The following is a 24,490-nucleotide window of genomic DNA, read 5'->3' on the forward strand; positions in this document are numbered from 1 at the left end:
CCTCAGGACACCGCGCTCGCGAGATCCGGGCTGCGGGTGCCGCAGGCCCGGCAGAAGCGCTCGAAGGTGCTTTTGCGCTGCGCGCAGGACGGGCAGTGCGCGAAGATGCCGAGCCCGCAATGGGGGCAGAAGTTCGTGCTCGCGTCGTCGAGGGCGATCGGCCGCTCGCAGCCTGGGCACGCCTTCTTGGCGAGGCGCGCCAGGGCCTGGTCGGTGGCGATCTCGGTCCGCCGCTCGGCGTCCGGGCGCGCCTCCACCACGGCCTGCCGGGCGCGGTAGGCGTGCAGCGCGTTGATCGCCGCGCGACCCGCGACCAGCGTGACGATCACGCCGACGCCGTACTGCACGTAGCCGCCGTAGCTCGGCATGTAGGGCACGAGCTCGACGAAGAACGCGAATGCGGCCGCGAAGGCGAAGCCCCACACGAACGGCCAGTTGCGGGTGCGGCGGCGCTTGAGCAGGAGCCATCCGGCGAGGGCCAGCAGCGGCAGCGTGAGGGCCAGCCGGTAGCCGAAGACGCGCAGCTCCTGGCCGCGCTCGGCCGCGTCGAGGCGCGTCTGCGCCGCGGCCCGCAGATCGGTGTCCACGCGCAGCTGCGCCGCCTCGCGCTCCGACAGGTCGAGACCCGTCCGCGCCAGGGCGGCGAGCCGCTCCTCGATGGCGCGCTCGGCGGCCTTCAGCGCGTCGAGCTGCTGGGTGCGCGCGATGAGCCCGGGATCCTGGTCGACCCGCTGGGTGGCGTCGCGGGTCTTCAGCCAGTTGGCGAAGGTCTCGCGCGCACCCTCGGATGCGGACTGCGCCGCCTCGAGGGCGAGCTGATCCTGCTCGACCGTCCGGCGATTGTCCTCCTGCTCCCGGCGGATCTGCTTGAGGGCCTCGGCCGACGCCGTTCCCTGCTCGGTGTCGAGGAACTGGTCGAGGGTGTAGCGGTGCTCCACCTGCGGCAGATCGCCGACGACCAGCGATCCCAGACCGATCAGGAACCACGCGAAGACCAGCGCGACGAGCCAGAGCGCCAGCGTGAACCAGCGTTCGGAGAGCCTTGAACCGGACCGCACGCGAATCGACCTCGCCGAAAACCGAAGCGGGTCCTTATACCCCGCGCCGCGCTTCGGGTATCCGGGCCGAGCCGGCGGCAGGGTCACCCCGCCCGCCCGCGGGCGCGATCACGGGCCGATCCGCGCGCGAGCGGGATCCTCCCACGCCGCCCGGGTGCGGCGTTGCGCCCGGGAACGTCGCCGACCGAACCGCCTTTCCCGCCGGTGTGCTCGGCGGACCGCGCCGACCCATCCAATCGGGACTGACCTCATGCGGACACTCGCGCGCGGATCGGCGACGCTCCTGGCTCTCCTGGCCGCGGGACCGGCCCTGGCCCAGGGCAAGCCCCTGCCGCCGCCCGCGACGGACGCGATGCCGCCCGTGGAGCTGACGATCAGCATGAAGGACGGCAAGCCGGTCTGCGACCCGGCCGAGCTGAAGCTTCCGGCCGACACCAACGTCGCGCTGAACATCGTGAGCAGCGCCGACGCGCCGGTTACGATCACCGCGCCCGGGCAGTTCGAGAACGGCCTCGTGCTGCACGCCGACGGCGACCTCGTGCATGTCGCCAGCGAGAAGGGCTACACGGTCAAGCAGAACGGCAGAGGCACGCTGCGCCTGCGGACGATGAAGGCCGGGCAGGAGGATTACGCCTGCACCAGCACGCGCAACGCCGACGCGCCCTTCAAGGGCAGGCTGGTCCTGAGCCCGCCGGCGAACTGAGACCGTGACCACCGGCGCGGCTATGGCCGACGAGCGCTCCGACGGGCCGATCACCGTCTACTACGACGGCGGCTGCCCGCTGTGCCGCGCCGAGATCGACCAGTATCGCGGCTGCGCCGGCGCGGACCGGCTCGCCTTCGTCGACGTCGGTCGCGGGGCGCCCGAGCCGGCGCTCGGCGCGGATCTCGACCGGGACCGAGCCCTGCGCCGCTTCCACGTCCGGACCGCGGACGGGCGGCTGATCTCCGGCGCCGCCGCGTTCGCGCGCCTCTGGCGGACCCTGCCCGCTTGGCGCTGGCTCGGCCGTCTGGTCGAGCTGCGCGTCCTCGGCGTCCGTCCGATACTCCCGCTCGCCGAGCTGGCCTACCGGCTGTCGCTGCCGCTGCGGCCGCGCCTGGCCCGGCTGTTGGCCCGCCTGCGGTGAGTCGATGGGCACCCGCTGCGTCCACTACGTCGGCTTCCGGGACGACCGGTACTGGAACGCCTTCCGGATCTTCGGCGGCCCGCGCGTGATCCACCGGCGCTGGGATTTCTACGCGACCCGCGATGTCGGACCGGACGACGTGGTGGTCTTCGCCGAGGGCGACGAGACGCAGCCCGTGGCGGACCGAAACGCGACCGACCTCGACGAGCGCTGGCTGTAGCGGTCACGCGCGGCGGCGGGCTCCGGGTCGGACAGGGCCGCGGGATACGGCAGACCGGTTGCCGGGCCGCCGACCGCGCTCTCGGCCCCGCCCCGATCTGCTCACGGGGCGGGGGAGCGCCTGATCTCACCAGCGGGTGAGCCGAGCCGATACGCAACTTGGCTCGCGCACAGCTTGACCGACCGGGGTTACCGGTCCGTGCCCGTGCCGCGGCGCGGCGGTCCCGCTCGGGGATTCGGCAGCCAGAGCCGGCGCCGATCGGCCGGGCGCGTCCGCGCCGGGGCGCCTCCAGCATCGTAAGAGGTATTGATCCGGCACAGGAAATCGTCAGTCTGACAGCGAGCTTCTACTCGAGATCGAGGAGGTCCGCGGTGGTCGAGATCCGTATGTCGGAGGACAACGACGGCCGCTGGACGGTCTACGCGCCGGGGCTCGTGGTCACCGATCTGACGCACGAGGAAGCCGAGGCGTTCGCCGCGAGCTACAGGCGCGTCACCGAGGCCTGACCGAAAGAGCCCCGCGCGGCGGTGCCGGCGGGGCTGAGTGGATCCCTGGAGGGACGACGCGCCGCCGCAAGCGCCGCGCGAGCGGACGCCCGGCACGAAAAAACCGCCTCGGCCGGGGCCGGGCGGTTCGAGGTGGTCTCGCTGGGGGAATGTCGAGGCTCGGTCTACGCGCGGGACGGCGCCTGGTTCCGGTCCCCGAAGCGATCGGCGACCCGCCCGAGCCCGGGGCGACCTGTCGGATGACCGGGACGCCGCCAAGCCCGTCGGATCGTCGAAGGCACGATCCGCCCGAGAGCCCGCAGGCATCGCCGTCGAGACTCCCGTTCGGCGGGTGGCAGCTTCCGACCGCCCGATCCTCCGTGCGTGCGCGTCGGGCAAGGGCCAGCACCCGTCACGCGCCGTCAACGGCACGGATGCGTTCGGGCCCGTCGCGCCGACGCTTCGCTCGGAGCGGGAGACCATCGCGGGAGTGACCGCGCCGGCTCTGTCTTCAACGGGAAATGGTCGGATCCGGGCGCCGCGGCCCACGCGGCGGAGGCGCTGTGCCCCGTTCGTCGTCCGGACGGAAGCCGAGACGGCGCAACCGGCACGCGGATCGTCCAGGCCCTACGGCCGGCGGGACGCCACGGGCTCCCGCAGGCCGGTCCGGGACGTCCGCACCCTAGAAACAACAAAGCCCGCCAATGCGTTGGCGGGCTGCTGTCAGGCATTTGGTGCCCAGGAAAGGACTCGAACCTTCACCTCTCGCGAGACTGGTACCTGAAACCAGCGCGTCTACCAATTCCGCCACCTGGGCTCGCCGTCGGCCATCGGCCGGCGACGGCTCCGTTTAGGCAACGGAGCCGCCGGCGTCAATCGCGATTTCAGCCCTGCGGCCACTCCCGGATGTCGACGAAGTGTCCGGCGACCGCCGCGGCCGCCGCCATCGCCGGGGACACGAGGTGCGTGCGCCCGCGCGGACCCTGGCGGCCCTCGAAGTTGCGGTTCGACGTCGAGGCGCAGCGCTCGCCCGGACGCAGCTTGTCCGGGTTCATGCCGAGGCACATCGAGCAGCCCGGCTCGCGCCAGTCGAAGCCCGCCGCCTTCAGGATCTTGTCGAGACCCTCGGCCTCCGCCTGCGCCTTCACGAGGCCGGAGCCCGGCACGATCATCGCCGAGACGCCGTCATGGACCTTCCGGTCCCCGACGACCCGCGCGACCTCGCGCAGGTCCTCGATGCGGCCGTTGGTGCAGGAGCCGATGAAGATCCGGTCCAGGGTGATGTCGGTGATCCGGGTGCCCGGCGTCAGGCCCATGTAGGCGAGCGCCTTCTCCTTCGACTGCCGCTTGTTCTCGTCGGCGATCTCGGACGGGTCCGGCACGCGGCCCTGCACCGAGATTACGTCCTCGGGGCTCGTGCCCCAGCTGACGATCGGCGGCAGGTTGGCCGCGTCGAGGCGCACCTCGCGGTCGAAATGCGCGCCCGCGTCGGTGACGAGGCTCTCCCAGTAGCGGCGGGCCGCGTCGAAGGCCGCGCCCTTCGGCGCCTTCGGGCGGTCCTTCACGTACGCGAAGGTCGTCGCGTCGGGGGCGACCATGCCGGCGCGGGCGCCGCCCTCGATCGACATGTTGCAGATCGTCATCCGTCCCTCCATCGAGAGGGCGCGGATCGCCTCGCCGGCGTACTCGATGACGTGGCCGGTGCCGCCCGCGGTCCCGATCTCGCCGATGATCGCCAGGATGATGTCCTTCGCGGTCACGCCGGGCGGCAGCGTGCCGTCGACGGTGACGCGCATGTTCCGGGCCTTGCGCTGCACCAGGGTCTGAGTGGCGAGCACGTGCTCGACCTCCGAGGTGCCGATCCCGTGGGCCAGCGCCCCGAAGGCGCCGTGCGTCGAGGTGTGCGAATCGCCGCACACGATCGTCTGGCCGGGCAGCGTGAAGCCCTGCTCGGGGCCGATGATGTGGACGATGCCCTGGCGCCGGTCGAGCGCGTCGTAGAACTCGATCCCGAAGTCGCGCACGTTCTCGGCGAGCGCTTCGAGCTGCGTGCGGCTCTCGGGATCGTCGATGCCCTGCGAGCGGTCCGAGGTCTGGACATTGTGGTCCACCACGGCCAGCGTCTTCTCCGGATGGCGCACCTTGCGGCCGGCCACGCGGAGACCCTCGAAGGCCTGCGGGCTCGTCACTTCGTGGACGAGGTGCCGGTCGATGTAGAGGAGGCTGGAGCCGTCCGGCTGGACATCGACGACGTGGTCGTCCCAGATCTTGTCGTAGAGGGTGCGCGGGCTGGTCATCGGTCTTCGTCTTCGGCGAGTGGGGTCGGTGCAGAACTCTCGCGATGATGCGTGGTCCTTAGTAGGCATCGCGCGCGGTTTTCGAAAGAGGCAGGCCCTGTGCCGGCCGAACGGCCGCCCGGCTGATCCGCGCGGCTGTCACCGCCGGCGGCTCCGGCGCGCTGGCGCCCCACCCCGCACAGGCTCTATGCCGGGACGGGGGAGGCGGCCGACACGGACGGGCGGCCGAAGGTGGGAGTGAACGATGGCTGAGGCCCCGATCGAGATCCTGTTTCTCCGGAAGATGCACCCGCTCGTGGAGAAGGCCTTCGCGGGACGCTACGGGGTCCACCGGCTGGCGGAGGCCGCGGACCCGGAGGCGCTGCTCGCCGAGGTCGGCCCGCGGATCCGGGCGCTCTGCGTCGGCGGCGCTGTGGACGGGGCGCTCATGGACCGGCTGCCGAATCTCGAGCTGATCGCGAATTTCGGCGTCGGCTACGACGCCGTCGACGCCGCCGGGGCGCAGCGGCGCGGCATCGTCGTCACCAACACGCCGGACGTCCTCACCGACGAGGTCGCCGACCTCGCCCTCGGCCTCACCCTCGCCACCCTGCGGCGGATCCCCCAGGCCGACCGCTACCTGCGGGACGGCCACTGGCCCAAAGCGCCCTTCCCGCTCACGGCATCGCTGCGCGGGCGGCGGGTCGGCATCCTCGGTCTCGGCCGGATCGGGCGGGCGATCGCCCACCGCCTGGAAAGCTTCGGCGTCGCGATCGACTATCACGGCCGCAGCCGTCAGGCGGACGTCGCCTACACCTATCACGATACGCTGATCGGCCTCGCCCGCGCGGTCCACATCCTCGTCGTGGTGGCGCCCGGCGGCGCCGACACGCGCAACCTCGTGGACGCGGCCGTGCTGGAGGCGCTCGGTCCCGAGGGCATCCTGATCAACGTCGCCCGGGGCACCCTCGTCGACGAGGCGGCGCTGACCGCGGCGCTGAAGGCGGGCACGATCCTCGGCGCCGGCCTCGACGTCTTCGAGAACGAGCCGCACGTGCCCGCGGATCTCGCCGCCCTCGACAACACGGTGCTGCTGCCGCATGTCGGGTCGGCCTCCGAGCACACCCGCGCGGCGATGGCCCAACTCGTGGTCGACAACGTCGTCTCGTGGTTCGAGGGACGGGGTCCGCTGACGCCCGTCGCCGAGACACCCTGGAGACCGACCGCGTGAGACAGGCTCGGGCCGCCCTGCTGGCCGCATCGGCACTGATCGCGACCGCCGCGATCGTCCGGCCGGCCGCCGCCCAGGACGTGCCCGCCGCCACCGAGGAGGCCGCACCGCCGTCCCCTCCTCCGGCCGCGGAGACGCTGGCGGCGCCCCCGGCTCCGACCGCGCCGCCGAGCCTCCCCGAGAAGCTCGGGCAGGTGCCCGGAACCTGGGACCTGTCGCGGGACGGCACCAACCGCCGCTGCGTCATGACGCTGGTGCTCGACAGCGGCGAGGCGGGGCAGCGGCTGCGCTTCCCGGCCGGATGCCGACGGGCCCTGCCGGTCCTGAACGGCGTCGCCGGCTGGCTCTTCGTCGACGGGGCCGTCCGCCTCGTCGACCGCAACGTCCGCCCGGTCCTCGATTTCGCCAAGCGGCCGGACCAGCGCAGCCTCGTCGCCCAGGCCGAGGGCGGCGAGCGCTACAGTCTCGTTCCCCTCGACATCGTCGCGATGCGGCCGGCCGACGCGGCGGCGGCGCCCGAGACCGTGCCCGAGACCGCGCCCGCGGATCCGGCGACCCCGGCCCCCTCCCCGCTCCAGACCGCGGCCCGGGTCCCGGCCGAGTTGCAGCCGCCGGCGACCGCCTCGGCCGCGACCGCCTCGGCGGGTCCGGCGCCGGGCCTCTACGCCCTCGACCGCTTCCAGCAGCGCGATACCTGCCGGATCAACCTCGACGGGGTCGGCGGCGGCGTGCACATCGTCCCCGGCTGCCACGACAGCGGCCTGGAGGTGTTCGATCCGGTGCGCTGGCGCTACACGAACGGCCGGATGACACTCACCGCCAAGCGCGGCCACAGCATCGACCTCGTGCCGAGCGGCGACGGCCGGTGGCGGCGCGATCCCGAGGTCGGCGCGACCTTCGTCCTGCGCCGCGTCGATTGAGCGCACCGCGCGGCGGCGACCGCGCGTCCGATGACGGGCGCGTCAGCGTGACGAGCCGCGCCCGTCCTGGACCGGGAGCATCCGCTCCAGCAGACCGTCGCGCCGGATGACGAGGTGCCACGCCGTGCCGGCGATGTGGAGCAGGACGAGCGCGTAGACCAGCCACTGGCCGAAGACGTGGATCGACTCGAAGATCTTCTGCGTGGCCTCGTCCTTCGGGAGGCCGGGGATCGTGAACAGCCAGAAATACGGCGTGTCGCGCCCGGACAGCGCGCTGAGCAGGTAGCCGCTGATCGGCATGATCAGGAAGATCGCGTAGAGCAGGACATGGTTGATGCGCCCGATCAGCGTCAGGAGCCGCGGCGCCTGCGGGTCCGGCGGCGCGGGCCGGATCATCCGCCAGACGATCCGCAGGACGACGATCGCCAGGATCGTCAGGCCGACCGACTTGTGCAGCACGAACATGCTGCCCTTGGCGGGCGTCGGCGGCAGGCTGATCGCGACCCAGGCGAGCGGCAGTACGGCCAGGACCAGGGCGGCGTTCAGCCAGTGCAGCGCCTGGGAGACCGGATGGTAGCGCGGCAGTCCGGACGCCGTGACGTAGGTGGCGGGCAGCGCGGTCGGCGCCTTGCCGGCCGTGAGCGGAGAGCCTGACATGATCCCTCGCGGATGAGCGTGGTCCCGCTCCGATCTAGGGCTCGCCTCCGGCCGGAATAGTCTCCCGTCAGACGGATACGCCGGTCGCGGTCGCCCGCGACACGTCGAGCAGGGCTGCGAGTTCCGCGGCCGCGGCGCGCAGCCGGATCGCCACGGTCTCGTCGACGATGCGGCCGTCCACCAGGTCGTCCGACCCGGCATAGACCGAGGTCGGCGCGACGTGGGCCGCGAAGAAGCCGAACAGGGGTCGGAGCCCGTGCTCGACCACCAGGGCGTGGCGCAGGCCCCCGCCCGTCGCGGTCAGCGCCACCGGCATGCCGATCATCCGGGCCGGGTCGACGAAGTCGAAGACGTGTTTGAACAGCCCGGCATAGCCGCCCTGGTAGACAGGCGTCCCGACGATCAGCGCGTCCGCCGCCTCGATCGCCTCGACGAGGCGCGCGGCGGGCGCCGAGAGGTCGTCCCGCTGCGTCGCGCCGAGGCCCGGGCCGGCATCCATCAGGTCGTACACGGCGAGGTCGATCCCGCGCAGGCGACCGAGTTCGGCGCCGAGGGCCTCGACCAGGATGCGGGTGCGCGAGGGTCGCTTGGCGCTGCCCGAGAAGGCGACGACGCGGGCACGGCTGGGCTTCACACTCGACTCGACACTCACCACGAAACCTTCCGCCGCAGCACGCCCTGATCCGGGACTCCGAACACCCTGGCGCATGCGCGGCACGCGACGCGGGTCGATTCGACGGTAACGCATTCCCGCGCCGGATAAAGCCTCGGCGCGGCCGCGCGGGCGGCGGTCCGGCAGGACCGTCTCGGCGGATCCGTCATCCGCGGAGCCGCCAGACGTGGCTGCGCTTGATCTCGGAATCCTCCAGCGCGCGCGAGACCGGAACCTCGTAGGTCGCGAGGCAGTCGAGGCGGTCCCGCGGAAGGTAGGTGCGGCCCGGATCGCCGATCAGCACGGTGACGCCGCGCGCCTGCAGGCGAACGAGCCAGGCGGTCACGGCCTCGGCGAGGTCGCGCTCGTAGAACACGTCGGCCGCCAGGACGAGATCGGCCCGGGGATCCGTGGCGAGGAGATCGTCGGCGATCGCGGCGACGCGGTCGCCGACGCCGTTGGCCGCGGCGTTCAGCCCGATCGCCGCGACGGCGAAGGGGTCGAGGTCGCTGGCGACGACGTGGCGCGCCCCGGCGCGGGCCGCCGCGATCGCGACGAGGCCGGACCCCGAGGCGAAATCCACCGCGCGCGCGCCGTCCGCGACGTCCGGGTTGTCGAGGACGTAGCGGGCGAGCGCCTGGCCGCCCGCCCAGGCGAACGCCCAGAACGGCGGCGGCAACCCGATCGCCTGCAACTCCTCCTCGGTCCGCTGCCAGAGATCGGTCGCCTCGTCGGCGACGTGCAGGCGGATCTCGGGCGCGTGGGGGACGGGCAGCAGGCGGGTGTTGGTGCGGATGAAGCCGGCGGGATTGTCCGGTGCGCGCACGGTCAGGCCTCCAGCAGGTCGCGCCACACGGCGCGGACTTGGTCGGTCACCGCGGTCTCGGTGAAGCCCCCGACCTCGATCCGCGCCCGCGCGGCCGCGCCCAGGCCGGCGACGAGACCGGCATCGCCGCTCAGGCGCGCCAGCGCGGCGGCCAGGGCCGGCGCGTCGTCCGGGGGAACGAGCAGGCCCTCGACCCCGTCGCGCACGAGGCTGCGGCAGCCCGGGACGTCGGACGCGACCAGCGCCCGGCCGCAGGCGGCGGCTTCCAGCAGCGTCCGCGGAAGGCCCTCCCCGCCGCGCGAGGGCAGGCAGGCGACGTGGTGGCCGGCCCAGACCCCCGCCACGTCGGTCGTCGGCCCGTGCCAGACGATGCCGTCGCGGCTCCAGGCGCGCAGGGTGTCGGCGCCGATCGCCCGCCGGTTCGACGGGTCCGGCGCGCCGTACAGCGTCAGTTCCACCGGCGCGCCCTGGCTCCGGGCGAGGCGGACGGCCTCGACGGCGACGTCGATCCCCTTCGACCAAAGCATCCGGGCGACGACGGCCACCCGCAGCGGCGGCATCGGCGGCAGCGGCTGCGGGACGAAGATCGTCGGATCGACGCCGGCGCCGCCCACCACGGTCACCGACCGGTCGAGCGGATCGAGGCCCAGGGCGAGGGCGTCGTCGGGATTCTCGAACAGGAAGCGCGTCCGCGACGAGGCCAGCGGGCCCCGGATCAGCGCGCGCAGGGCGAGGCGGGCCGCCCGGCCCAGCCGGTCGCTCCGGGCGCCGACCAGGCCGAGGCCGGTCAGGGCGAAGACGCGGGACGGGATGCCCGCCATGGCGGCGGCCGTGCCGCCGACCAGGATGCCCCGGAGGGCGATGCAGTGGACGATGTCGGCCTTCAGCGCCTTGAGGATCGCCGCGAGCTGCCCGGCCGCGTAGCCCGCGGCCATGGGGTTGAGGCTCGCCCGCTCGGCCTCCAGGGGCACGACCTGCGCGCCGGTCGCCTCGATGGCGGCGCGGTGCAGGCGGACCCGCGTCACGACGGCGACCGAGAGACCCATGCCGACGGCGGCGCGGGCCATCGGCAGGAAATGCGAGGCGAAGAACCAGTCCTCGGTCACCACGAAGACCAGGCGGCGCATCGGAACGGGCAGATTCCCGGGGGCGGCATCGGACTGCATCCACCCCCTCTAGCACGGCGGCGGGCGGCGTCCTGCGGCGGATGTGCAGCCCCGGAACGGCGGTCGCGTGCCGCCGGTTGTCAGAGGCCTTCTCGCCGGGCGAGGCAGCCGGGCGGCGTCGATGGGAGGGGCTGTTCATGGCGTGCGTCGAGACGGCGGAGAGCGGCGGAGACCTCCGCGCCGCGGCCGAGGAGGCCGGGCTCGTCTACGTCGATGACGGCCGGCCCGGGCTGACCCGCCGCCGGAGCGGCACCGGCTTCCGCTACCTCGACGCCAAGGGCGCGCCGGTGCGCGACAAGGCGGTGCTGGAACGCATCCGCGGCCTCGCCATCCCGCCGGCCTACACGGATGTCTGGATCTGTCCCCGCCGCAACGGCCACATCCAGGCGACGGGCCGCGACGCCAAGGGGCGCAAGCAGTACCGCTACCACCCGGATTTCCGGGAGGCCCGGGAGGCCGACAAGTTCTCGCGGATCATGGCCTTCGCGGACGCGCTGCCGGGGATCCGCCGGCGCGTCGACGCCGACATGAGGCGGCCGGGCCTGCCCCGCGACAAGGTGCTGGCCACCGTGGTCCACCTGCTCGAGACCACGCTGATCCGCGTCGGCAACGACGACTACGCGCGGACCAACAAGAGCTACGGCCTGACGACCCTGCGCGACCCCCACGTCCGGATCGAGGGCTCGGCGCTGTCGTTCCGCTTCAAGGGCAAGAGCGGCAAGACCTGGGACGTCTCGTTGAAGGACCGGCGGGTCGCGCGGATCGTCAAGGCCTGCCAGGACCTGCCCGGGCAGGAGCTGTTCCAGTATCTGGACCCGGACGGCACGCAGCGCGACGTCACCTCCTCGGACGTGAACGCGTACCTGCGCGAGATCACCGGCGAGGACTTCACCGCGAAGGATTTCCGGACCTGGGCCGGCACGGTGCTGGCGGCGCTGGCGCTGCGGGAGTTCGAGACCTTCGACAGCGAGGCGGGGGCCAAGCGCAACGTCCGCGCGGCCATCGAGAGCGTCGCCGGCCGTCTCGGCAACACGCCGACGATCTGCCGCAAGTGCTACATCCACCCGCAGATCCTCGACTGCTACCTGGAGGGCGGCCTGCTCCTGCAGGTGAAGGACGCGGTCGAATCGGAGCTGAGCGAGGACCTCTCCAGCCTCCGGCCCGAGGAGGCGGCGGTGCTGGGTCTCCTGCAGGCGCGCCTCTCCGCCACCGAGGGTGTCGTCAAGGCCAAGGGTCGGGTCAAGCCTGCGGACGCGCTGGGCCGGGGCGCGAAGGCGCCCGAGCGGTCCAAGAGCGGGGCGGCGGTCGAGCGCGCGTCCCGAGCGCGGAAGGCGGCCGCGGCCGCTTAGGGGGGCGGTCTCCGCGAGACCGCCCGGGCCCCCTGTCAGTGCCGGGACTGGCTGTCGTTGCCCGAGGAGCGGTTGTCGGTGCCGCGCCGGACCTGATCGCCGGAATCGACCACCGGGGCCAGGCCGAGCTGGCGAGCCAGCGAGACGAGGTCCTTGAGCCGGCCGGTCTGGGTCTTGCGCCGCAGGTTGAGCCGGTGGGTCTCCACCGTGCGCACGCTGAGCGCCAGCCGCCGCGCGACCTCCTTGTTGCTGAACCCGGAGCTGAGGAAGCGCAGCACCTCCGCCTCGCGGGGCGTCAGCCCGAGGCTGTCGCCCGCCTCCGGCGGCATCGCCACCGGCTGCTCCGGCGGGACCAGGACGTCCGAGCCCTCCGCGAGCGCCAGCAGCGCCGCGCCGAGTTCGCGCGGCGACCTGGAGCGCGCCACGAAGGCGTCGGCGCCCGCGGCCAGCAGGGCGCGGAGGTCGTCCGCCGTGAGGGCGCCGAAGGCGACCAGCGTGCGGAGTGCCGGCTGGCGCTCCTTCAGGGCGACGATGCGGGCGATCCCGTCGGCCAGCCGGATCTCGTCGAGGAAGACCAGGGCGACGCTGCTGCCGGCGTCGGCGCGGTCGAGATCGGCCTCGCCGATGGTATGGAATTCGGGCATGTGCTCGAGGGTGGCGCGAACCGTCGCGCTCAGGTCCTCCGGCTCATCCAGGATCAGGACGCCAACGGCCGTACTCATGACCTCGCACCTCTCTCTCCCGGCTTGATACAGGCGGCCGGGATCGAAGGCGAAGTTCCAAGATCCGTTCCAGCAACAACTCGCGAATATTAAGCTTTATATTGGCAGAATCGATGCCCGGAAACGGATACTCGGCGAATCAGTGCGCCGATCTGGGACGACCGCGGGACACCGTCCGACGGACTGTGCCGATCCGGGACGGTCGGTCCGTGTCAGCCCGCGACGGCGCGGGCGCCCTCGCCCTGATCCGGGACCACACGGTTCCGGCCGCCGCCCTTGGCGGCGTAGAGCGCGACGTCCGCCCGCTTGACCAGGGCCTCGACGCTGTCGCCGTGCCGCCACGTGCTGACACCGAAGCTGCAGCTCAGCGTGATCGGACCCTTGGCCCCGCGGATCTGCAAGCCCTGGACGTCGGCGCGCAGGCGCTCGGCCTGCACCACGGCTTCCGCGAGCCCGCGGCCCGGCAGGATGACGGCGAATTCCTCGCCGCCGAGGCGTCCCGCGATCCCGGTCTCGGCGATCAGTTCTGCCACGGCCCTGATCGCCACGTCGCCGACATCGTGCCCGTGCTCGTCGTTGATGCGCTTGAAGTGGTCGATGTCGAGGAGGATCGCCGAGACGGCCCCCGGCCTCGGATCCTGCGCCGCCGCGGCGCGCGCGCGGTTGAAGAAGGCGCGCCGGTTGAAGGAGCCGGTCAGCGGATCCGTCTCGGCGAGCCGGATCAGTTCCTCCTGCATGGTGGTCAGGCGCTCGGCCGCGCGCAGGCGCGCGTTGAGCTCCTCGGCGCTCGGCGGCTTCTCGATGAAGTCGTCGGCGCCGCTGTCGAGGGCCTCGGCGAGGCTGCGCACGTTGCGGGCCGACGACATGGTGATGACGTGCAGCGGCCCGCGGGATTCCGCGAGCAGCCGGGCCGACCAGCAAAGTTCGAGCCCGCAGAGCGGCCGCACCTCCAGGCTGGTGATCAGGACCCGGACCGTGGGCGTCGCCGCCAGGAACTCCAGCGCCCGCTCCGAATCCGTGAAGGGGTGCACCGCGTGGCCACGCGGCTCGATCAGGGACGCGATGATCTGCAGCACGACGCGGCTCGAGTCGACGATGACGATCTGCATGGCGTGACCCGCAACTGATATCCGCGGTGTAAGCCGGAAGGCTTAATCTCCCCCCAACGGAGCTGAACCCCGGTATGAGCGTGGCCATTACCACTCCGGATCGGCGCTACATCGTTGTCCGGGAACGTCTGTGGCGCCGCGCGAATCCCGACCTGTCGGAAACCTGCCGGGCGGCGCTGGTGAAACGCTTGATGGCTGCGCGGCGGGGCGTGAAGGAGGCCAAGCGGGCCGAGCGCGCGGGCGAGCCCGGCGCTGCGGACGCTCTGGCTTCCGCCAGGTCGGAGGTCCAGGCCTCGAAGGAGGCGCTCGGCGAGCGCGGGCCGGTCTGGTGGACGGACGGTGCCCCCGACCTCAACAGGCATCTCGTCCGCAACACGCCCTACGCGGCGTGGTTCGCGGCGCTCAGCGCCGGGGAACCTGAACCGCGATGACCCGGGCCCCCGAGACCGGACCGGTGCCGACGGCGCGCGCGCCGCGGCGCGTGCGGGGGGCGGCGTCGATCACCGTGAGGGTCGGCTGTGCCGCCGGAGCGGCCGGGATGCCGGTCACTGTTGGGACGCCGTAGGTGCCGTAGCTCCAGGGACTGGGCACGATCTGGGTCGGGCGCGGCACGCGGGTCAGCGGGGCGCCGATATAGGTCCCGCGCACGAATTCGCCGGCGAAACCCGGATCGGCGGCGTAACCCGGCGCGTAGGCGACCGCTGCGTAGGGATCGGAGCCCCGGAAAGTCTGCGCCGAGGCGGGCGCGGCCGCCGCGAGGGCGAGCAGGGTCAGGATCATCCGGTTCGCCATGGGGCCGGCTCCGATGGGTGACGGCGCGCGCGGTCCGCGCCGGATGCGGGGCCAACGGACCGGATCACCGGCCGTTCCGCGGCTCCAGCCGCGCAGAGTGCGTAACGGCCCGGTCATGCCCAGCCAGTCGGTTCCCGGTAGCGGGCGGGTCAGCGGCAGGTGGTGATCCGCCGGACCACCCAGCCCTCGCCCTCGATCCACAGGCGGCGGCGGGCGCGGCTGCAGGTGACGTCGTCGTCCCGCTCGACCGAGACGGGGTGAACCTGCGGAGCGGCCTCGGCGACCTTGGTCTCGGCCGGGCCGGTGGCGGCCTGGGCCGCGAGCGGCACGGCGAGCATGACGGTGCCGGCTGCGGCGGCAGCGATCGTACGGAGTCTCATGGGGAAATGCGCCCTGCGGCCATGCTTGAAGGTTTGGTCCAGGAATGCGCGGGCCGGCCGTTCGGTTGCATCGCGGTTGCATCGCTGCCCCATCGTCGGCGGCGGCCCGTGCGCTCGCTCACATCCGCAGTGGTGACGCTCCATCCTCGGCCCGGCCGAGCGCCCGGCCACGGCACTTAGACTTCCGGGCTTTCGCGGGTAAGGAAGAACAAAACCGGACGCGCCGGTGCCCAGCCGTCCCGTGAGACCGTCCATCGCGGGCCGCGCGGCACGGTCCACCAAGCAGGGTTCATGAGCAAGCCGAAGTCTCCGACCAACGCCATCCTGACGCCGGAGAAGCGCGCCGAGGACGTGGATCAGACGATCCGTCCCCTGAGCCTTGCCGAGTTCATCGGCCAGCGCGCGGCGCGGGCGAACATGCAGGTGTTCATCGAGGCGGCGAGGAAGACCGGCCAGGCGCTCGACCACGTGCTGTTCGTCGGGCCGCCGGGCCTGGGCAAGACCACGCTGGCGCAGATCGTGGCGCGCGAGCTGGGCGTGAACTTCCGCTCGACCTCCGGACCGGTGATCGCCAAGGCCGGGGATCTGGCCGCCCAGCTCACCAACCTGGAGGAGCGCGACGTCCTGTTCATCGACGAGATCCACCGGCTCAACCCGGCGGTCGAGGAGATCCTCTACCCGGCCATGGAGGATTACCAGCTCGACCTGATCATCGGCGAGGGCCCGGCGGCGCGCTCGGTCAAGATCGAGCTGCCGAAGTTCACCCTGGTGGGCGCCACGACGCGGGCGGGCCTGCTGACGACGCCGCTGCGCGACCGGTTCGGGATCCCGATCCGGCTGGAATTCTACGAGATCGACGAACTGGAGCAGATCGTGGCGCGCGGCGCGCGGGTGCTGGGCCTGGGCATGTCGGCGGAGGGCGCCAACGAGATCGCCCGGCGGGCGCGGGGCACGCCGCGGATCGCGGGGCGGCTGTTGCGGCGGGTGCGGGACTTCGCGGTGGTGGCGGAGGCCGAGACGGTGACGCGGGCGATCGCCGACCGGGCACTGCAGCTCTTGGACGTGGACGGGGCGGGTCTCGACGTGATGGACCGCAAGTACCTGAGCCTGATCGCGCGCGCGTTCGGGGGCGGTCCTGTCGGCATCGAGACGATCGGGGCGGCCCTGTCGGAGCCCCGGGACGCGATCGAGGACATCATCGAGCCCTACCTGATCCAGCGCGGCTTCGTGCAGCGCACCCCCCGCGGGCGCGTCCTCACCCGCCACGCCTACCGGCACATGCAGATGCCGGAACCGAAACGGGAGACCCCCGGGCAGTTCGGCTTCTTCGGCGACGAGGAGCCGTGAGGATGACCGCGACCCCCTCCATGCATTGAACTCGGATCAGCGTTTCCCTCTGCACATGCACGGCGCGCGCCGCGATCCGTCCCGCGTCCGGCATCGTCTCGCGCCGCGCTGTCGACAAGTCCCTGCGCGTAAAGCCCTTTCCCGGACCGTTGTCATTCAATATTGCCAAGCTTAGGCGCGGCTCTCGCGGATCGCGGCGCAGGAAAAAGTGCTGGTGCCCGTGGAACAGCGCCGAAACGCGACAGTTGTGGAGGCGACCGCGCCGGGTCCGCTCGGCGCCGGCAAGGCTGTCCCGATCGAGGCCCTGTCTCTCTGGTCGCGGCAGATCTTCGAGATCTCAAGAACAACGTCAGGGATAAACTTCCGCCATGAAGAAGCTTACGCTCGCCGTGCTCGGCCTGTCCGTCGCCGCCATCTCGGCGCCCGCCTTCGCGCAGGACGCCCTGCCGATCCGCGTGCTGCCCTTCGCCAACCAGGACGGCGTCGGCGCCGCCGCGACCGAGACGCCCGCCTTCCGGGCCGAGGCGCTCCGCTCGGACGCCGCCAGCATCGAGGCGAGCCGCATCGCCCTTCAGCGGTCGCGCAACCCGCAGGTCCGCAACTACGCCAACCGCGTCCTCGTCGAGCGCAAGGCGACCACGGACGCGCTGCTGCCGCCGAACACCTCCCTGACCCGGAACGGCTCGGTGGTGTCCGACAACCAGGGCATCCGCACGGACCTGAGCAACCCGGTCGGCCTCGTGCTCGCGCCGGTGACGGTGGCCGCCAATATCGGCACCGGGATCGTCGGCGGCGCCCTCGGCGCGGTCGGCATCGTCGACAACAGCCCGGCCGAGCCGGGCCGTCGCGTCGCCCTCGGCGAGCGCGGTCAGGCGCGGCTGGCGCAGCTCCAGGCGGCCCCGACCGGCCGGGCCTTCGACCGCACTTACATCGACCAGCAGGCCCGCTCGGACGCCCGCACCCTGGCGCTCTACGACGCCTACGCCAAGCAGGGCGATAACGCCCAGGGCCGCCGGTTCGCCACCGAGGCCCTGCCGTACATCGCCGACGAGCACGCCCACTCGGCGACCATCGCGGCCCGCATCGGCGGCTGAACCGCGCACGTCGCGTGATCCGCGCGAGGGCCGCCCCAGGGCGGCCCTCGTCGTGTTGCGCCCCCGCGGCGCCCGTCGCTAAAGGGGCGCATGAGCGCGATCGAGCCCGGCCCCGACGGACCCGCGAAGGACGAGACCCCGCCGCACCGGCTGTGCGTGCGCGTCTACTACGAGGACACCGATTTCTCGGGCTTCGTCTACCACGCGAGCTACCTCCGCTTCCTCGAGCGCGGCCGCACGGAGCTGCTGCGGGAACTCGCCGGAGACCAGTCGGACCTGCACCGCGACGCGCGCGGCCTCGTCTTCGTGGTGCGGCGCATGAGCCTCGATTTCCTCCGCCCGGCCCGGATGGACGACCTGCTGACCGTCGTCACCCGCACGCGCGCCCTGCGCGGCGCGTCGATGCAGCTCGCGCAGGAGGTGCGGCTGGGCGACGCGGTGCTGGTCTCCGCGGAGGTCACGGTCGCCTGCGTGCGCGACGGCCGTGCCGTCCGCCTGCCCGACGCGCTGCGGCAGCGGCTCGCACCGGGCGACGGCGCCTAGGCAGGATCGACGTCAGCCGGCCCGCGACGGGTCGGCCTCGCAGAGGACCCGGGCGAAGGCGTTGACGATGGTCAGCGCGTCGTACTCGACCGAGACCAGCTGGTAGCCCATCCCGACCATCTCCCGGGCCCGGGCCGGCGACGGCGCGAAGGCGCAGGGGATCTTGCCCGCCGCACGGGTCTTGCGCGCGATCTCGCCGAGGGCCGCCGTCACCGCCGATCCCAGCGGGTCGATGGCCGCCCCCTTCGACAGGGCGATCGACAGGTCGGCGGGGCCGACCAGGACGCCGTCGATGCCCGGCACGGCGAGGATCGCCTCCAGGTCGGCGATCCCCGCCTCGGTCTCGCACATGGCGATCGTGAGCGCCCGGTCGTTGGCGCCCGCGAGGTAGTCCGCGCCGCTCCGGAGCCCCGAGAGCCACATGGCCCGGTCCGGTCCCCAGCTCCGCTGGCCGACCGGCGGGAATTTCGCGGCGGCGGCCAGGGCCTCGGCATCCGCGACGGTGTTGATCATCGGCGCCACGACGCCGGCCGCGCCCGCGTCGAGCATCCGCGAGACCATGGCGAAGTCGCCCACCGGCACGCGCACCAGGGTCGATTTGCCGGCGAGGGCGATCTCGGTGATCGCCGCACACGATGTCTTGTAATCGTAGGTGCCGTGCTGCTGATCCAGCAGGACCGCGTCGAAGCCGGCGCGCGCCAGGAAGCCGGCCAGCATCGGGTCGGCGATCATGGACCAGCCCAGGAACCGGGCCGGTCCGGTGGGCAGCAGATCGGGCAGGCTGGGAACGGGGAGGGTCATGCGCGTCCTGCGTATCTCAGGGCTGTCGACTCGGCGCCGCGGGCCGCGACCATACGGGAGGCGCTTTCGACAGGTCCAGCCCGGACGGCCCGGCCGCCAGCGTTGCATGCCTCAGGATCGCCCGGATCGAAACCGATTCTTAACCCTGCCGCGCCCTTAACGGAGGCGATGCCGCGGCGGGGCGCGGGGGCCGTCGACGGCCCTTACTTTCGACAGATTCGCGGGCGACAGCCTTGATATCGCTCACGGATCCGGCGGACGCGGGCCTCGCCCGGCGCATCGCGATCCGGAGCAGGAGACCTCGACGGATGAACCCAGCCGACGCGATTCAGGCCGCGCCTGTCGCCGACATGACGCTGCTCGGCCTGTTCCTGCAGGCCCACTTCGTCGTGAAGATCGTGATGATCGGGCTGCTCAGCGCCTCGATCTGGTGCTGGTCGATCATCGTCGACAAGACGCTGCTGTTCCGCCGGACCAAGGCCGAGATGGACGCGTTCGAGGACGCGTTCTGGTCCGGCCGCTCGCTGGAGGAGCTGTTCCGCTCGTTCAACGACCGGCCGGCCACGGGCCTCGCCGCCGTCTTCGTCGCCGCCATGCGGGAGTGGAAGCGCAGCTTCGAGGGCTCCGGCCGGCAGATCCAGTCGCTGTCGCAGCGCATCGAGAAGCAGCTCGACGTCACCATCCACCGCGAGGTCGAGCGGCTGGAATCCCGCCTTCTGTTCCTCGCCTCGATCGGCTCGGCCGGCCCGTATATCGGCCTGTTCGGCACGGTCTGGGGCATCATGACCGCCTTCACGTCGATCGCGGCCTCGAAGAACACCTCGCTCGCGGTCGTCGCCCCCGGCATCGCCGAGGCTCTGTTCGCCACCGCCATCGGCCTGTTCGCCGCGATCCCGGCGGTGCTCGCCTACAACAAGCTCCAGGCCGAGGTCTCCAAGGCGCAGTCGCGGCTGGAGAGCTTCGCCGACGAGTTCTCCGCCATCCTCTCCCGCCAGATCGACGAGCGGCTGCCGCTCGCCGCCTGAACCGGCTGATCCAGAGGAGACCGATTCATGGGCATGGCAGCGGGCGCATCGCAGGGCGGCAAGCGCCGCCGGCGCCGGGGCCGCCGCGGCGGACCCATCAACGAGATCAACATGACGCCGTTCATCGACGTCGTGCTCGTGCTCCTGATCATCTTCATGGTCGCGGCGCCGATGATGACCGTCGGCGTCCCCCTCGACCTGCCGCAATCCAAGGCCTCGCCGCTCAATTCCGACGTGAAGCCGATCACCCTGTCGATCCGCCAGACCGGCCAGGTCTTCCTCGGCGAGGACGAGCTCACCGACGACTCGATCGTGCCGAAGCTCATGGAGACCGCCAAGACCGGGACCGAGGAGCGCGTCTTCGTGCGCGGCGACAAGCGCGTCGATTACGGTCGCGTGGCACAGGTGATGGCGATCGTGACCGGTGGCGGCTTCAAGAAGGTCGCCCTCGTCACCGAGCCTGAGCATCAGTAGGGCCGTCCCGTGGAGTTCCGCTTCGACCGCAAGGAACCGGGTGTCTGGATCTCCGCCGGCACTCACGTCGCGCTCCTCGCGCTGGCGCTGGTCAGCGTCGCGGCCCCGGCCCTGCCGGAGGCCCAGGAGGGCGTGCCCGTCGAGGTGATCACCGAGAACCAGTTCTCCGAGATCACCAAGGGCGAGCGCCAGGCCGACAAGCCGATGCCGAACGCGACGTCGCGGGCCGACCGCAAGGCGGAGAAGTTCGAGGACCGCGAGCCCGAGAATTCCAAGCAGGACGCGCCCACCGCGCCGACCCGCACGGCCGAGATGAAGCTCGCCAACGCGGACGAGATGCCGCTGCGCGGGGAGCCCGACCCGCAGGAGGCGGCCCAGGCCGCCAAGGCGGCGGAGAAGGCGGCGCAGGAGAAGCGCGACGCCGAGAAGGCCGCCGCCAAGGCGGCCGAGAAAGCCGCAGAGAAGGCGGCCGAGAAGGCCGCGGCGGAGAAGGCTGCCGCCGCCAAGGCCGAGGCCAAGGCCAAGGCCGAGGCCGTCGCGAAGGCCGAGGCCGAGAAGCGCGAGCAGCTCGAGAAGCTGATCGAGAAGCAGGAAGCCGAGGCCGCGGCGGCCGCCCAGAAGGCCGCCGCCGCGAAGAAGGCCGAAGCCGCCAAGGAGGCGGCCAAGGAGGCGGCCAAGAAGGCCGCCGACGCGAAGGCCAAGGCCGAGGCGGAAGCCGAGCGCCAGAAGGAGATCGCGGAGGCCAAGGCCGAAGCCGAGCGCGAGAAGGCGGAGGCCGCCGCCAAGGCTAAGGCCGAGGCCGCGGCGGCCGCCAAAGCCGAGGCCGCCGCCAAGGCGAAGGCCAAGGCCATGGCGGACGCGAAGGCCAAGGCCGATGCTGAGGCCAAGGCGCGCAAGCAGGCCGAGCTCGCCGACAAGTTCAACGCCGGCGACATCCGATCGATGCTCGCCTCGAAGGCGCCGTCGCAGTCGACCGGTGCCACCGGCCACGCGGTGCAGAAGGTGGCGGCGCTCGGCGCCGCGACCGGCAACGCGCAGCGCCTGTCGCCGTCGCTGCGCGACGCCCTGGTCGGCCTGCTCCAGCAGCAGATCGAGCGCTGCTACTCGGCGCCCCCCGGCGCGGCCCAGGGCGTGGTCCTGCCCGTGCTCGACATCCGCCTGAACCCGAACGGCTCCCTCAGCACCGAGCCGCGGATCATGCGCGGCGGGGCGAGCGCGGTCGACCAGTCGATCGCCCAGGCCGCGCTCCGGGCGGTCCGCCGGTGCGCGCCGTACAACATCCCGGCCACCTACGCGCCGTACTACAACGACTGGAAGGCCATCAACGCGGAGTTCGAGTTCACGGCGACTTGAGGGCTTCCAGCCCTTCTTCCGCCCTGTTCCGGCCGCCTCGTCAGATCGTCACTCGGATCCGACCCACCATGCTGCACCTGCCCTCCGTCGGGCGCCTCCCGACGTCCTTCGCCGCGCGCCTGATCGCGGTCTTCACCCTGCTGACGGCCGTCCTGGCCGGGCCCGCCCAGGCGCAGCTGCAGCTGCGCATCGGCGGCGGCAACTTCCAGCCGATGCCCATCGCCATCGCGGATTTCGGCGGCGACCCGAGCCTCGCCGGTCTCGTCTCCGGCGTCGTCACCAACGACCTGCGCCGCTCCGGCTACTTCACGCCGCTCGACCACGCCCGCTTCCCCGAGCAGCCGAACTTCGACGCCGCGCCGAACTTCGAGAAGTGGCGCGCCACCGGCGTGCAGGGTCTCGTGACCGGCCGGGTCGTCCGCGAGGGCGGCCGGGTCAAGGTCGAGTTCCGGCTCTGGGACGTGACCAACGGCCAGCAGATGACCGGCCAGCAATACGGCACCGACGCCGCGAACGTCCGGCGCACCGGCCACCTGATCTCGGACGGGGTCTACACCAAGATCACCGGCCTCGGGCCGTGGTTCGACAGCCGCATCGCCTTCGTGGACGAGACCGGCCCCAAGGAGAACCGCCGCAAGCGCCTGATGGTCATGGACCAGGACGGCGCCAATGTCCGGGCGATCACCACCGGCGAGATGTCGATCGTGGCGCCGCGCTACTCGCCGGCCACGCAGGACATCGCCTTCATGGCCCAGGCCACCGGCCACCAGCCGCGGGTGCAGATGATCAACCTGGAGACAGGAACCCGCCAGGCGCTCGGCAACGTCGATTCGATGAGCGCGAGCCCGCGCTTCTCGCCGGACGGCCGCAAGATCGTGATGAGCGTCCAGCAGGGCGGCAACGCCGACATCGTGACGATGGACCTCGCCTCGAAGGCCCAGCGCTCGATCACCAACGGCATGGCGATCGACACCTCGCCGACCTACTCGCCGGACGGGTCGCAGATCGCCTTCGAGTCCGACCGCGGCGGCTCCCAGCAGGTCTACGTGATGGGGTCGGACGGCTCGAACCCGCACCGGATCACCTTCGGCCCCGGCTCGGCCTCGCAGCCGGCCTTCTCGCCCCGCGGCGACCTGATCGCCTACACGCGCCAGCGCAACGGCGGCTTCGCCATCTGCGTCTCGAAGCCCGACGGCTCGGGCGAGCGCGTGCTCACCGAGGGCTTCCACAACGAGGGCCCGACCTTCGCGCCGAACGGCCAGTACGTGCTGTTCTTCCGCGATCCGGGCGGCCAGGGCGGCGGCAAGCTGTTCATGGTCGACATCACCGGCAAGGTGGAGCAACCGGTTCCGACGCCCGCCTACGCGTCCGACCCGACCTGGTCGCCGCTGCTGTCGGGCCGCTGAGCCCGTCGCGGAGCCCGGCTCACGAGCCGGGCTCCGGGGCCGTTCCCGACCGTGGTGATACGGTTCGGGCGGACGGCGGCTCCGGTCGTGACGGCCGCACCTCGCCCCCTCACCGTGTTCCGCTTTCGCACGGGAGAGGGGATTCGCGCGCTGTGCGGCGCCGGCTCGCGGAGCCACGCTCGCCGCGGCCGTCATGCCGGCCGCGTCGCGTCCCGGGCCGCGCGAGGGCGCGCTAGCCCTGTACCATCAGCCGGTCGCGCGCCTTGAGCGCCGGGAAGAGCCTGCCCCAGAGCAGCGCCACCCCGACCGTCGCGGCGCCGCCGAGCACCACCGCAGGGACCGCGCCGATCGCGGCGGCGAGCAACCCCGATTCGAACTCGCCGAGCTCGTTCGAGGCGCCGATGAACACCGTGTTGACCGCCGAGACGCGGCCGCGCATCGCGTCCGGCGTCTCGCCCTGCACGAAGGTCTGGCGCACGTAGACCGAGATCATGTCGGCCGCCCCCGTGACGAACAGGCAGGCCATCGACAGCGGCAGCGACGTCGACAGCCCGAACGCGACCGTGGCGGCGCCGAACACCGCGGCGGCCCGCAGCATGCGCACCCCCGCGTGGCGCCGCAGGGGGTAGTTCGCCAGCAGCACCGCCGTGGCGACCGCTCCGAAGGCCGGCATGCTCCGGAGCGCGCCGAGGCCGAGCGGGCCGACATGCAGCACCTCCGCCGCGTAGATCGGCAGCAGCGCCGTGGCGCCGCCGAGCAGCACCGTGAACAGGTCGAGGCTGATCGCCCCGAGCACCACCGGCTGGGAGCGGATGTAGTCGATCCCGGCCGAGAGCGCGGCCCAGGTGATCGGCGGCCGCTCGCTCACCGCCGCCGGCCGGAAGCGGATCAACAGGGTCAGGAGGCTCGCCAGGGCGAAGCTGCCCCCTGCCCCGCCGAACACGACGGCGGGTCCGAGGGCGTAGAGGAAGCCGCCGAGCGCCGGCCCCATCACCGACGCGCTCTGCCAGAGGGAGGCGTTCCACGCGATCGCCGAGCTGAATTGCGGTCCGGGCACCAGGGTCGGCAGCAGCGCCTGGAGGGCCGGGTTGGCGAAGGCCCGGGCCGTACCGACGACGATGACGAGGGCGTAGATCGGCCAGACGGTGTGCACGCCCGTGAGGGCGCAGGCGAGGAGGCCGAGGCTCGCGGCGCTCTGCAGCGCGAAGGCGGCCGCGCCGACGAGGCGCCGGTCGTAGGCGTCCGCGACGTGGCCGGTGACCAGGGCACACAGCACCGCCGGCAGGAAGCCCGCGAGGCCCACCAGGCCCAGCGCCAGGGCGGAGTGGGTCAGGTCGTAGACGTACCAGCCGATCGCCACCGCCTGCATCTGGTAGGCGAGGCCCGTGAGGAACCGGGCCGAGCCGAACAGGCGGAAGTCACCGATGCCGAAGACGGCCCAGCCGGAACGATCATGCGCGGACATGCCCCCTGCTGC

The 24,490-nt window shown here is 72.4% G+C and carries 27 protein-coding genes and 1 tRNA gene; 15 read left to right on the top strand and 13 right to left on the bottom strand.

The features are described 5' to 3' along the window. Positions 1-2: 2 nt before the first annotated feature. Complete coding sequence (locus ACLBXO_RS27335; protein WP_447687366.1) at positions 3-1,058, bottom strand: serine endopeptidase; 1,056 nt, start codon at positions 1,056-1,058, stop codon at positions 3-5. 250 nt (positions 1,059-1,308) lie between these two features. On the opposite strand from ACLBXO_RS27335, the gene ACLBXO_RS27340 reads away from it, so the two are divergent. The 4 genes from ACLBXO_RS27340 to ACLBXO_RS27355 all read left to right on the top strand — a co-directional run bounded on the left by ACLBXO_RS27340 (position 1,309) and on the right by ACLBXO_RS27355 (position 2,911). Further along, on the top strand, positions 1,309-1,761 hold the full coding sequence (locus ACLBXO_RS27340) for an anaerobic typically selenocysteine-containing protein (protein ID WP_331314961.1): 453 nt from the start codon (positions 1,309-1,311) through the stop codon (positions 1,759-1,761). Between the two features lie 22 nt (positions 1,762-1,783). After that, positions 1,784-2,185 carry a thiol-disulfide oxidoreductase DCC family protein gene (locus ACLBXO_RS27345; protein WP_331315014.1) on the top strand — a complete coding sequence of 134 codons (402 nt, stop codon included), beginning with the start codon at positions 1,784-1,786 and terminating at the stop codon, positions 2,183-2,185. Between the two features lie 4 nt (positions 2,186-2,189). Further along, a complete protein-coding gene (locus ACLBXO_RS27350; protein ID WP_331314962.1) occupies positions 2,190-2,405 on the top strand; it encodes a hypothetical protein in 216 nt (71 codons plus the stop codon). A gap of 371 nt (positions 2,406-2,776) precedes the next feature. Then, complete coding sequence (locus ACLBXO_RS27355) at positions 2,777-2,911, top strand: hypothetical protein (RefSeq protein ID WP_447687367.1); 135 nt, start codon at positions 2,777-2,779, stop codon at positions 2,909-2,911. Between the two features lie 711 nt (positions 2,912-3,622). On the opposite strand, the gene ACLBXO_RS27360 is transcribed toward ACLBXO_RS27355, so the two are convergent. After that, positions 3,623-3,707, bottom strand: a tRNA-Leu gene (locus tag ACLBXO_RS27360). A gap of 67 nt (positions 3,708-3,774) precedes the next feature. Next, entirely contained in the window at positions 3,775-5,187 is a 1,413-nt protein-coding gene (gene leuC, locus ACLBXO_RS27365) for a 3-isopropylmalate dehydratase large subunit (protein WP_447687368.1), read from the bottom strand. 244 nt (positions 5,188-5,431) lie between these two features. Between leuC and ACLBXO_RS27370 the strand changes: the two genes are divergently transcribed. Both ACLBXO_RS27370 and ACLBXO_RS27375 read left to right on the top strand, forming a co-directional pair. Beyond that, positions 5,432-6,397 (top strand): 2-hydroxyacid dehydrogenase, encoded by a 966-nt coding sequence (locus ACLBXO_RS27370; RefSeq protein WP_447687369.1) that lies wholly within the window; start codon positions 5,432-5,434, stop codon positions 6,395-6,397. Beyond that, the gene (locus ACLBXO_RS27375; protein WP_447687370.1) at positions 6,394-7,317 is read left to right on the top strand and encodes an AprI/Inh family metalloprotease inhibitor; all 924 of its coding nucleotides are present in this window, start codon (positions 6,394-6,396) and stop codon (positions 7,315-7,317) included. The genes ACLBXO_RS27370 and ACLBXO_RS27375 overlap by 4 nt, the downstream gene beginning before the upstream one ends. A 42-nt stretch (positions 7,318-7,359) precedes the next feature. Here the strand turns inward: ACLBXO_RS27375 and ACLBXO_RS27380 are convergent, their stop codons facing one another. The 4 genes from ACLBXO_RS27380 to ACLBXO_RS27395 form a co-directional block, all read right to left on the bottom strand. Then, on the bottom strand, positions 7,360-7,974 hold the full coding sequence (locus tag ACLBXO_RS27380) for a cytochrome b (RefSeq protein ID WP_331314969.1): 615 nt from the start codon (positions 7,972-7,974) through the stop codon (positions 7,360-7,362). A 67-nt stretch (positions 7,975-8,041) separates the two neighbouring features. After that, on the bottom strand, positions 8,042-8,608 hold the full coding sequence (locus ACLBXO_RS27385) for an NAD(P)H-dependent oxidoreductase (protein WP_331314971.1): 567 nt from the start codon (positions 8,606-8,608) through the stop codon (positions 8,042-8,044). Between the two features lie 184 nt (positions 8,609-8,792). After that, on the bottom strand, positions 8,793-9,452 hold the full coding sequence (locus tag ACLBXO_RS27390) for a class I SAM-dependent methyltransferase (RefSeq protein WP_447687371.1): 660 nt from the start codon (positions 9,450-9,452) through the stop codon (positions 8,793-8,795). 2 nt (positions 9,453-9,454) lie between these two features. After that, on the bottom strand, positions 9,455-10,618 hold the full coding sequence (locus tag ACLBXO_RS27395; RefSeq protein ID WP_447687372.1) for a glycosyltransferase: 1,164 nt from the start codon (positions 10,616-10,618) through the stop codon (positions 9,455-9,457). 137 nt (positions 10,619-10,755) lie between these two features. On the opposite strand from ACLBXO_RS27395, the gene ACLBXO_RS27400 reads away from it, so the two are divergent. Beyond that, positions 10,756-11,967 (top strand): DNA topoisomerase IB, encoded by a 1,212-nt coding sequence (locus ACLBXO_RS27400; RefSeq protein WP_447687373.1) that lies wholly within the window; start codon positions 10,756-10,758, stop codon positions 11,965-11,967. Positions 11,968-12,002: 35 nt separating this feature from the next. On the opposite strand, the gene ACLBXO_RS27405 is transcribed toward ACLBXO_RS27400, so the two are convergent. Together ACLBXO_RS27405 and ACLBXO_RS27410 are read right to left on the bottom strand one after the other, a co-directional pair. Beyond that, positions 12,003-12,689: a LuxR C-terminal-related transcriptional regulator gene (locus ACLBXO_RS27405; protein ID WP_447687374.1), complete on the bottom strand. Its 687-nt coding sequence runs from the start codon at positions 12,687-12,689 to the stop codon at positions 12,003-12,005. Positions 12,690-12,901: 212 nt separating this feature from the next. Next, positions 12,902-13,798, bottom strand: coding sequence for a GGDEF domain-containing protein (locus ACLBXO_RS27410; protein ID WP_331314981.1), 897 nt, complete (start codon positions 13,796-13,798; stop codon positions 12,902-12,904). 74 nt (positions 13,799-13,872) lie between these two features. Here ACLBXO_RS27410 and ACLBXO_RS27415 point away from each other — a divergent pair, with 74 nt between their 5' ends. Further along, positions 13,873-14,229 carry a hypothetical protein gene (locus tag ACLBXO_RS27415; RefSeq protein ID WP_447687375.1) on the top strand — a complete coding sequence of 119 codons (357 nt, stop codon included), beginning with the start codon at positions 13,873-13,875 and terminating at the stop codon, positions 14,227-14,229. On the opposite strand, the gene ACLBXO_RS27420 is transcribed toward ACLBXO_RS27415, so the two are convergent. Continuing rightward, positions 14,201-14,590 carry a hypothetical protein gene (locus tag ACLBXO_RS27420; protein ID WP_331314983.1) on the bottom strand — a complete coding sequence of 130 codons (390 nt, stop codon included), beginning with the start codon at positions 14,588-14,590 and terminating at the stop codon, positions 14,201-14,203. The two genes, ACLBXO_RS27415 and ACLBXO_RS27420, sit on opposite strands and share 29 nt — an antisense overlap. Positions 14,591-14,739: 149 nt before the next feature. Further along, positions 14,740-14,970 (bottom strand): hypothetical protein, encoded by a 231-nt coding sequence (locus ACLBXO_RS27425; protein ID WP_331314984.1) that lies wholly within the window; start codon positions 14,968-14,970, stop codon positions 14,740-14,742. Between the two features lie 291 nt (positions 14,971-15,261). Between ACLBXO_RS27425 and ruvB the strand changes: the two genes are divergently transcribed. The 3 genes from ruvB to ybgC all read left to right on the top strand — a co-directional run bounded on the left by ruvB (position 15,262) and on the right by ybgC (position 17,954). Continuing rightward, complete coding sequence (gene ruvB / locus ACLBXO_RS27430) at positions 15,262-16,317, top strand: Holliday junction branch migration DNA helicase RuvB (RefSeq protein ID WP_447687376.1); 1,056 nt, start codon at positions 15,262-15,264, stop codon at positions 16,315-16,317. A 368-nt stretch (positions 16,318-16,685) separates the two neighbouring features. After that, positions 16,686-17,411: a DUF4142 domain-containing protein gene (locus ACLBXO_RS27435; protein ID WP_331314987.1), complete on the top strand. Its 726-nt coding sequence runs from the start codon at positions 16,686-16,688 to the stop codon at positions 17,409-17,411. Between the two features lie 90 nt (positions 17,412-17,501). Further along, entirely contained in the window at positions 17,502-17,954 is a 453-nt protein-coding gene (ybgC, locus tag ACLBXO_RS27440; RefSeq protein WP_447687377.1) for a tol-pal system-associated acyl-CoA thioesterase, read from the top strand. A gap of 12 nt (positions 17,955-17,966) precedes the next feature. On the opposite strand, the gene ACLBXO_RS27445 is transcribed toward ybgC, so the two are convergent. After that, the gene (locus tag ACLBXO_RS27445) at positions 17,967-18,755 is read right to left on the bottom strand and encodes an HpcH/HpaI aldolase family protein (protein ID WP_331314991.1); all 789 of its coding nucleotides are present in this window, start codon (positions 18,753-18,755) and stop codon (positions 17,967-17,969) included. Between the two features lie 308 nt (positions 18,756-19,063). Between ACLBXO_RS27445 and tolQ the strand changes: the two genes are divergently transcribed. The 4 genes from tolQ (at position 19,064) to tolB (ending at position 23,013) form a co-directional block, all read left to right on the top strand. After that, positions 19,064-19,780, top strand: coding sequence for a protein TolQ (tolQ, locus tag ACLBXO_RS27450; protein WP_447687378.1), 717 nt, complete (start codon positions 19,064-19,066; stop codon positions 19,778-19,780). A 27-nt stretch (positions 19,781-19,807) separates the two neighbouring features. Continuing rightward, positions 19,808-20,254, top strand: coding sequence for an ExbD/TolR family protein (locus ACLBXO_RS27455; RefSeq protein ID WP_020093363.1), 447 nt, complete (start codon positions 19,808-19,810; stop codon positions 20,252-20,254). Positions 20,255-20,263: 9 nt separating this feature from the next. After that, positions 20,264-21,607, top strand: coding sequence for a cell envelope integrity protein TolA (gene tolA, locus ACLBXO_RS27460; RefSeq protein WP_331314992.1), 1,344 nt, complete (start codon positions 20,264-20,266; stop codon positions 21,605-21,607). A gap of 68 nt (positions 21,608-21,675) precedes the next feature. Beyond that, positions 21,676-23,013, top strand: coding sequence for a Tol-Pal system beta propeller repeat protein TolB (gene tolB / locus ACLBXO_RS27465; protein WP_331314994.1), 1,338 nt, complete (start codon positions 21,676-21,678; stop codon positions 23,011-23,013). A 232-nt stretch (positions 23,014-23,245) separates the two neighbouring features. On the opposite strand, the gene ACLBXO_RS27470 is transcribed toward tolB, so the two are convergent. Continuing rightward, complete coding sequence (locus ACLBXO_RS27470) at positions 23,246-24,478, bottom strand: MFS transporter (protein ID WP_447687379.1); 1,233 nt, start codon at positions 24,476-24,478, stop codon at positions 23,246-23,248. Positions 24,479-24,490 lie beyond the last annotated feature (12 nt).

This window comes from Methylobacterium sp. C33D (genome assembly GCF_053345825.1).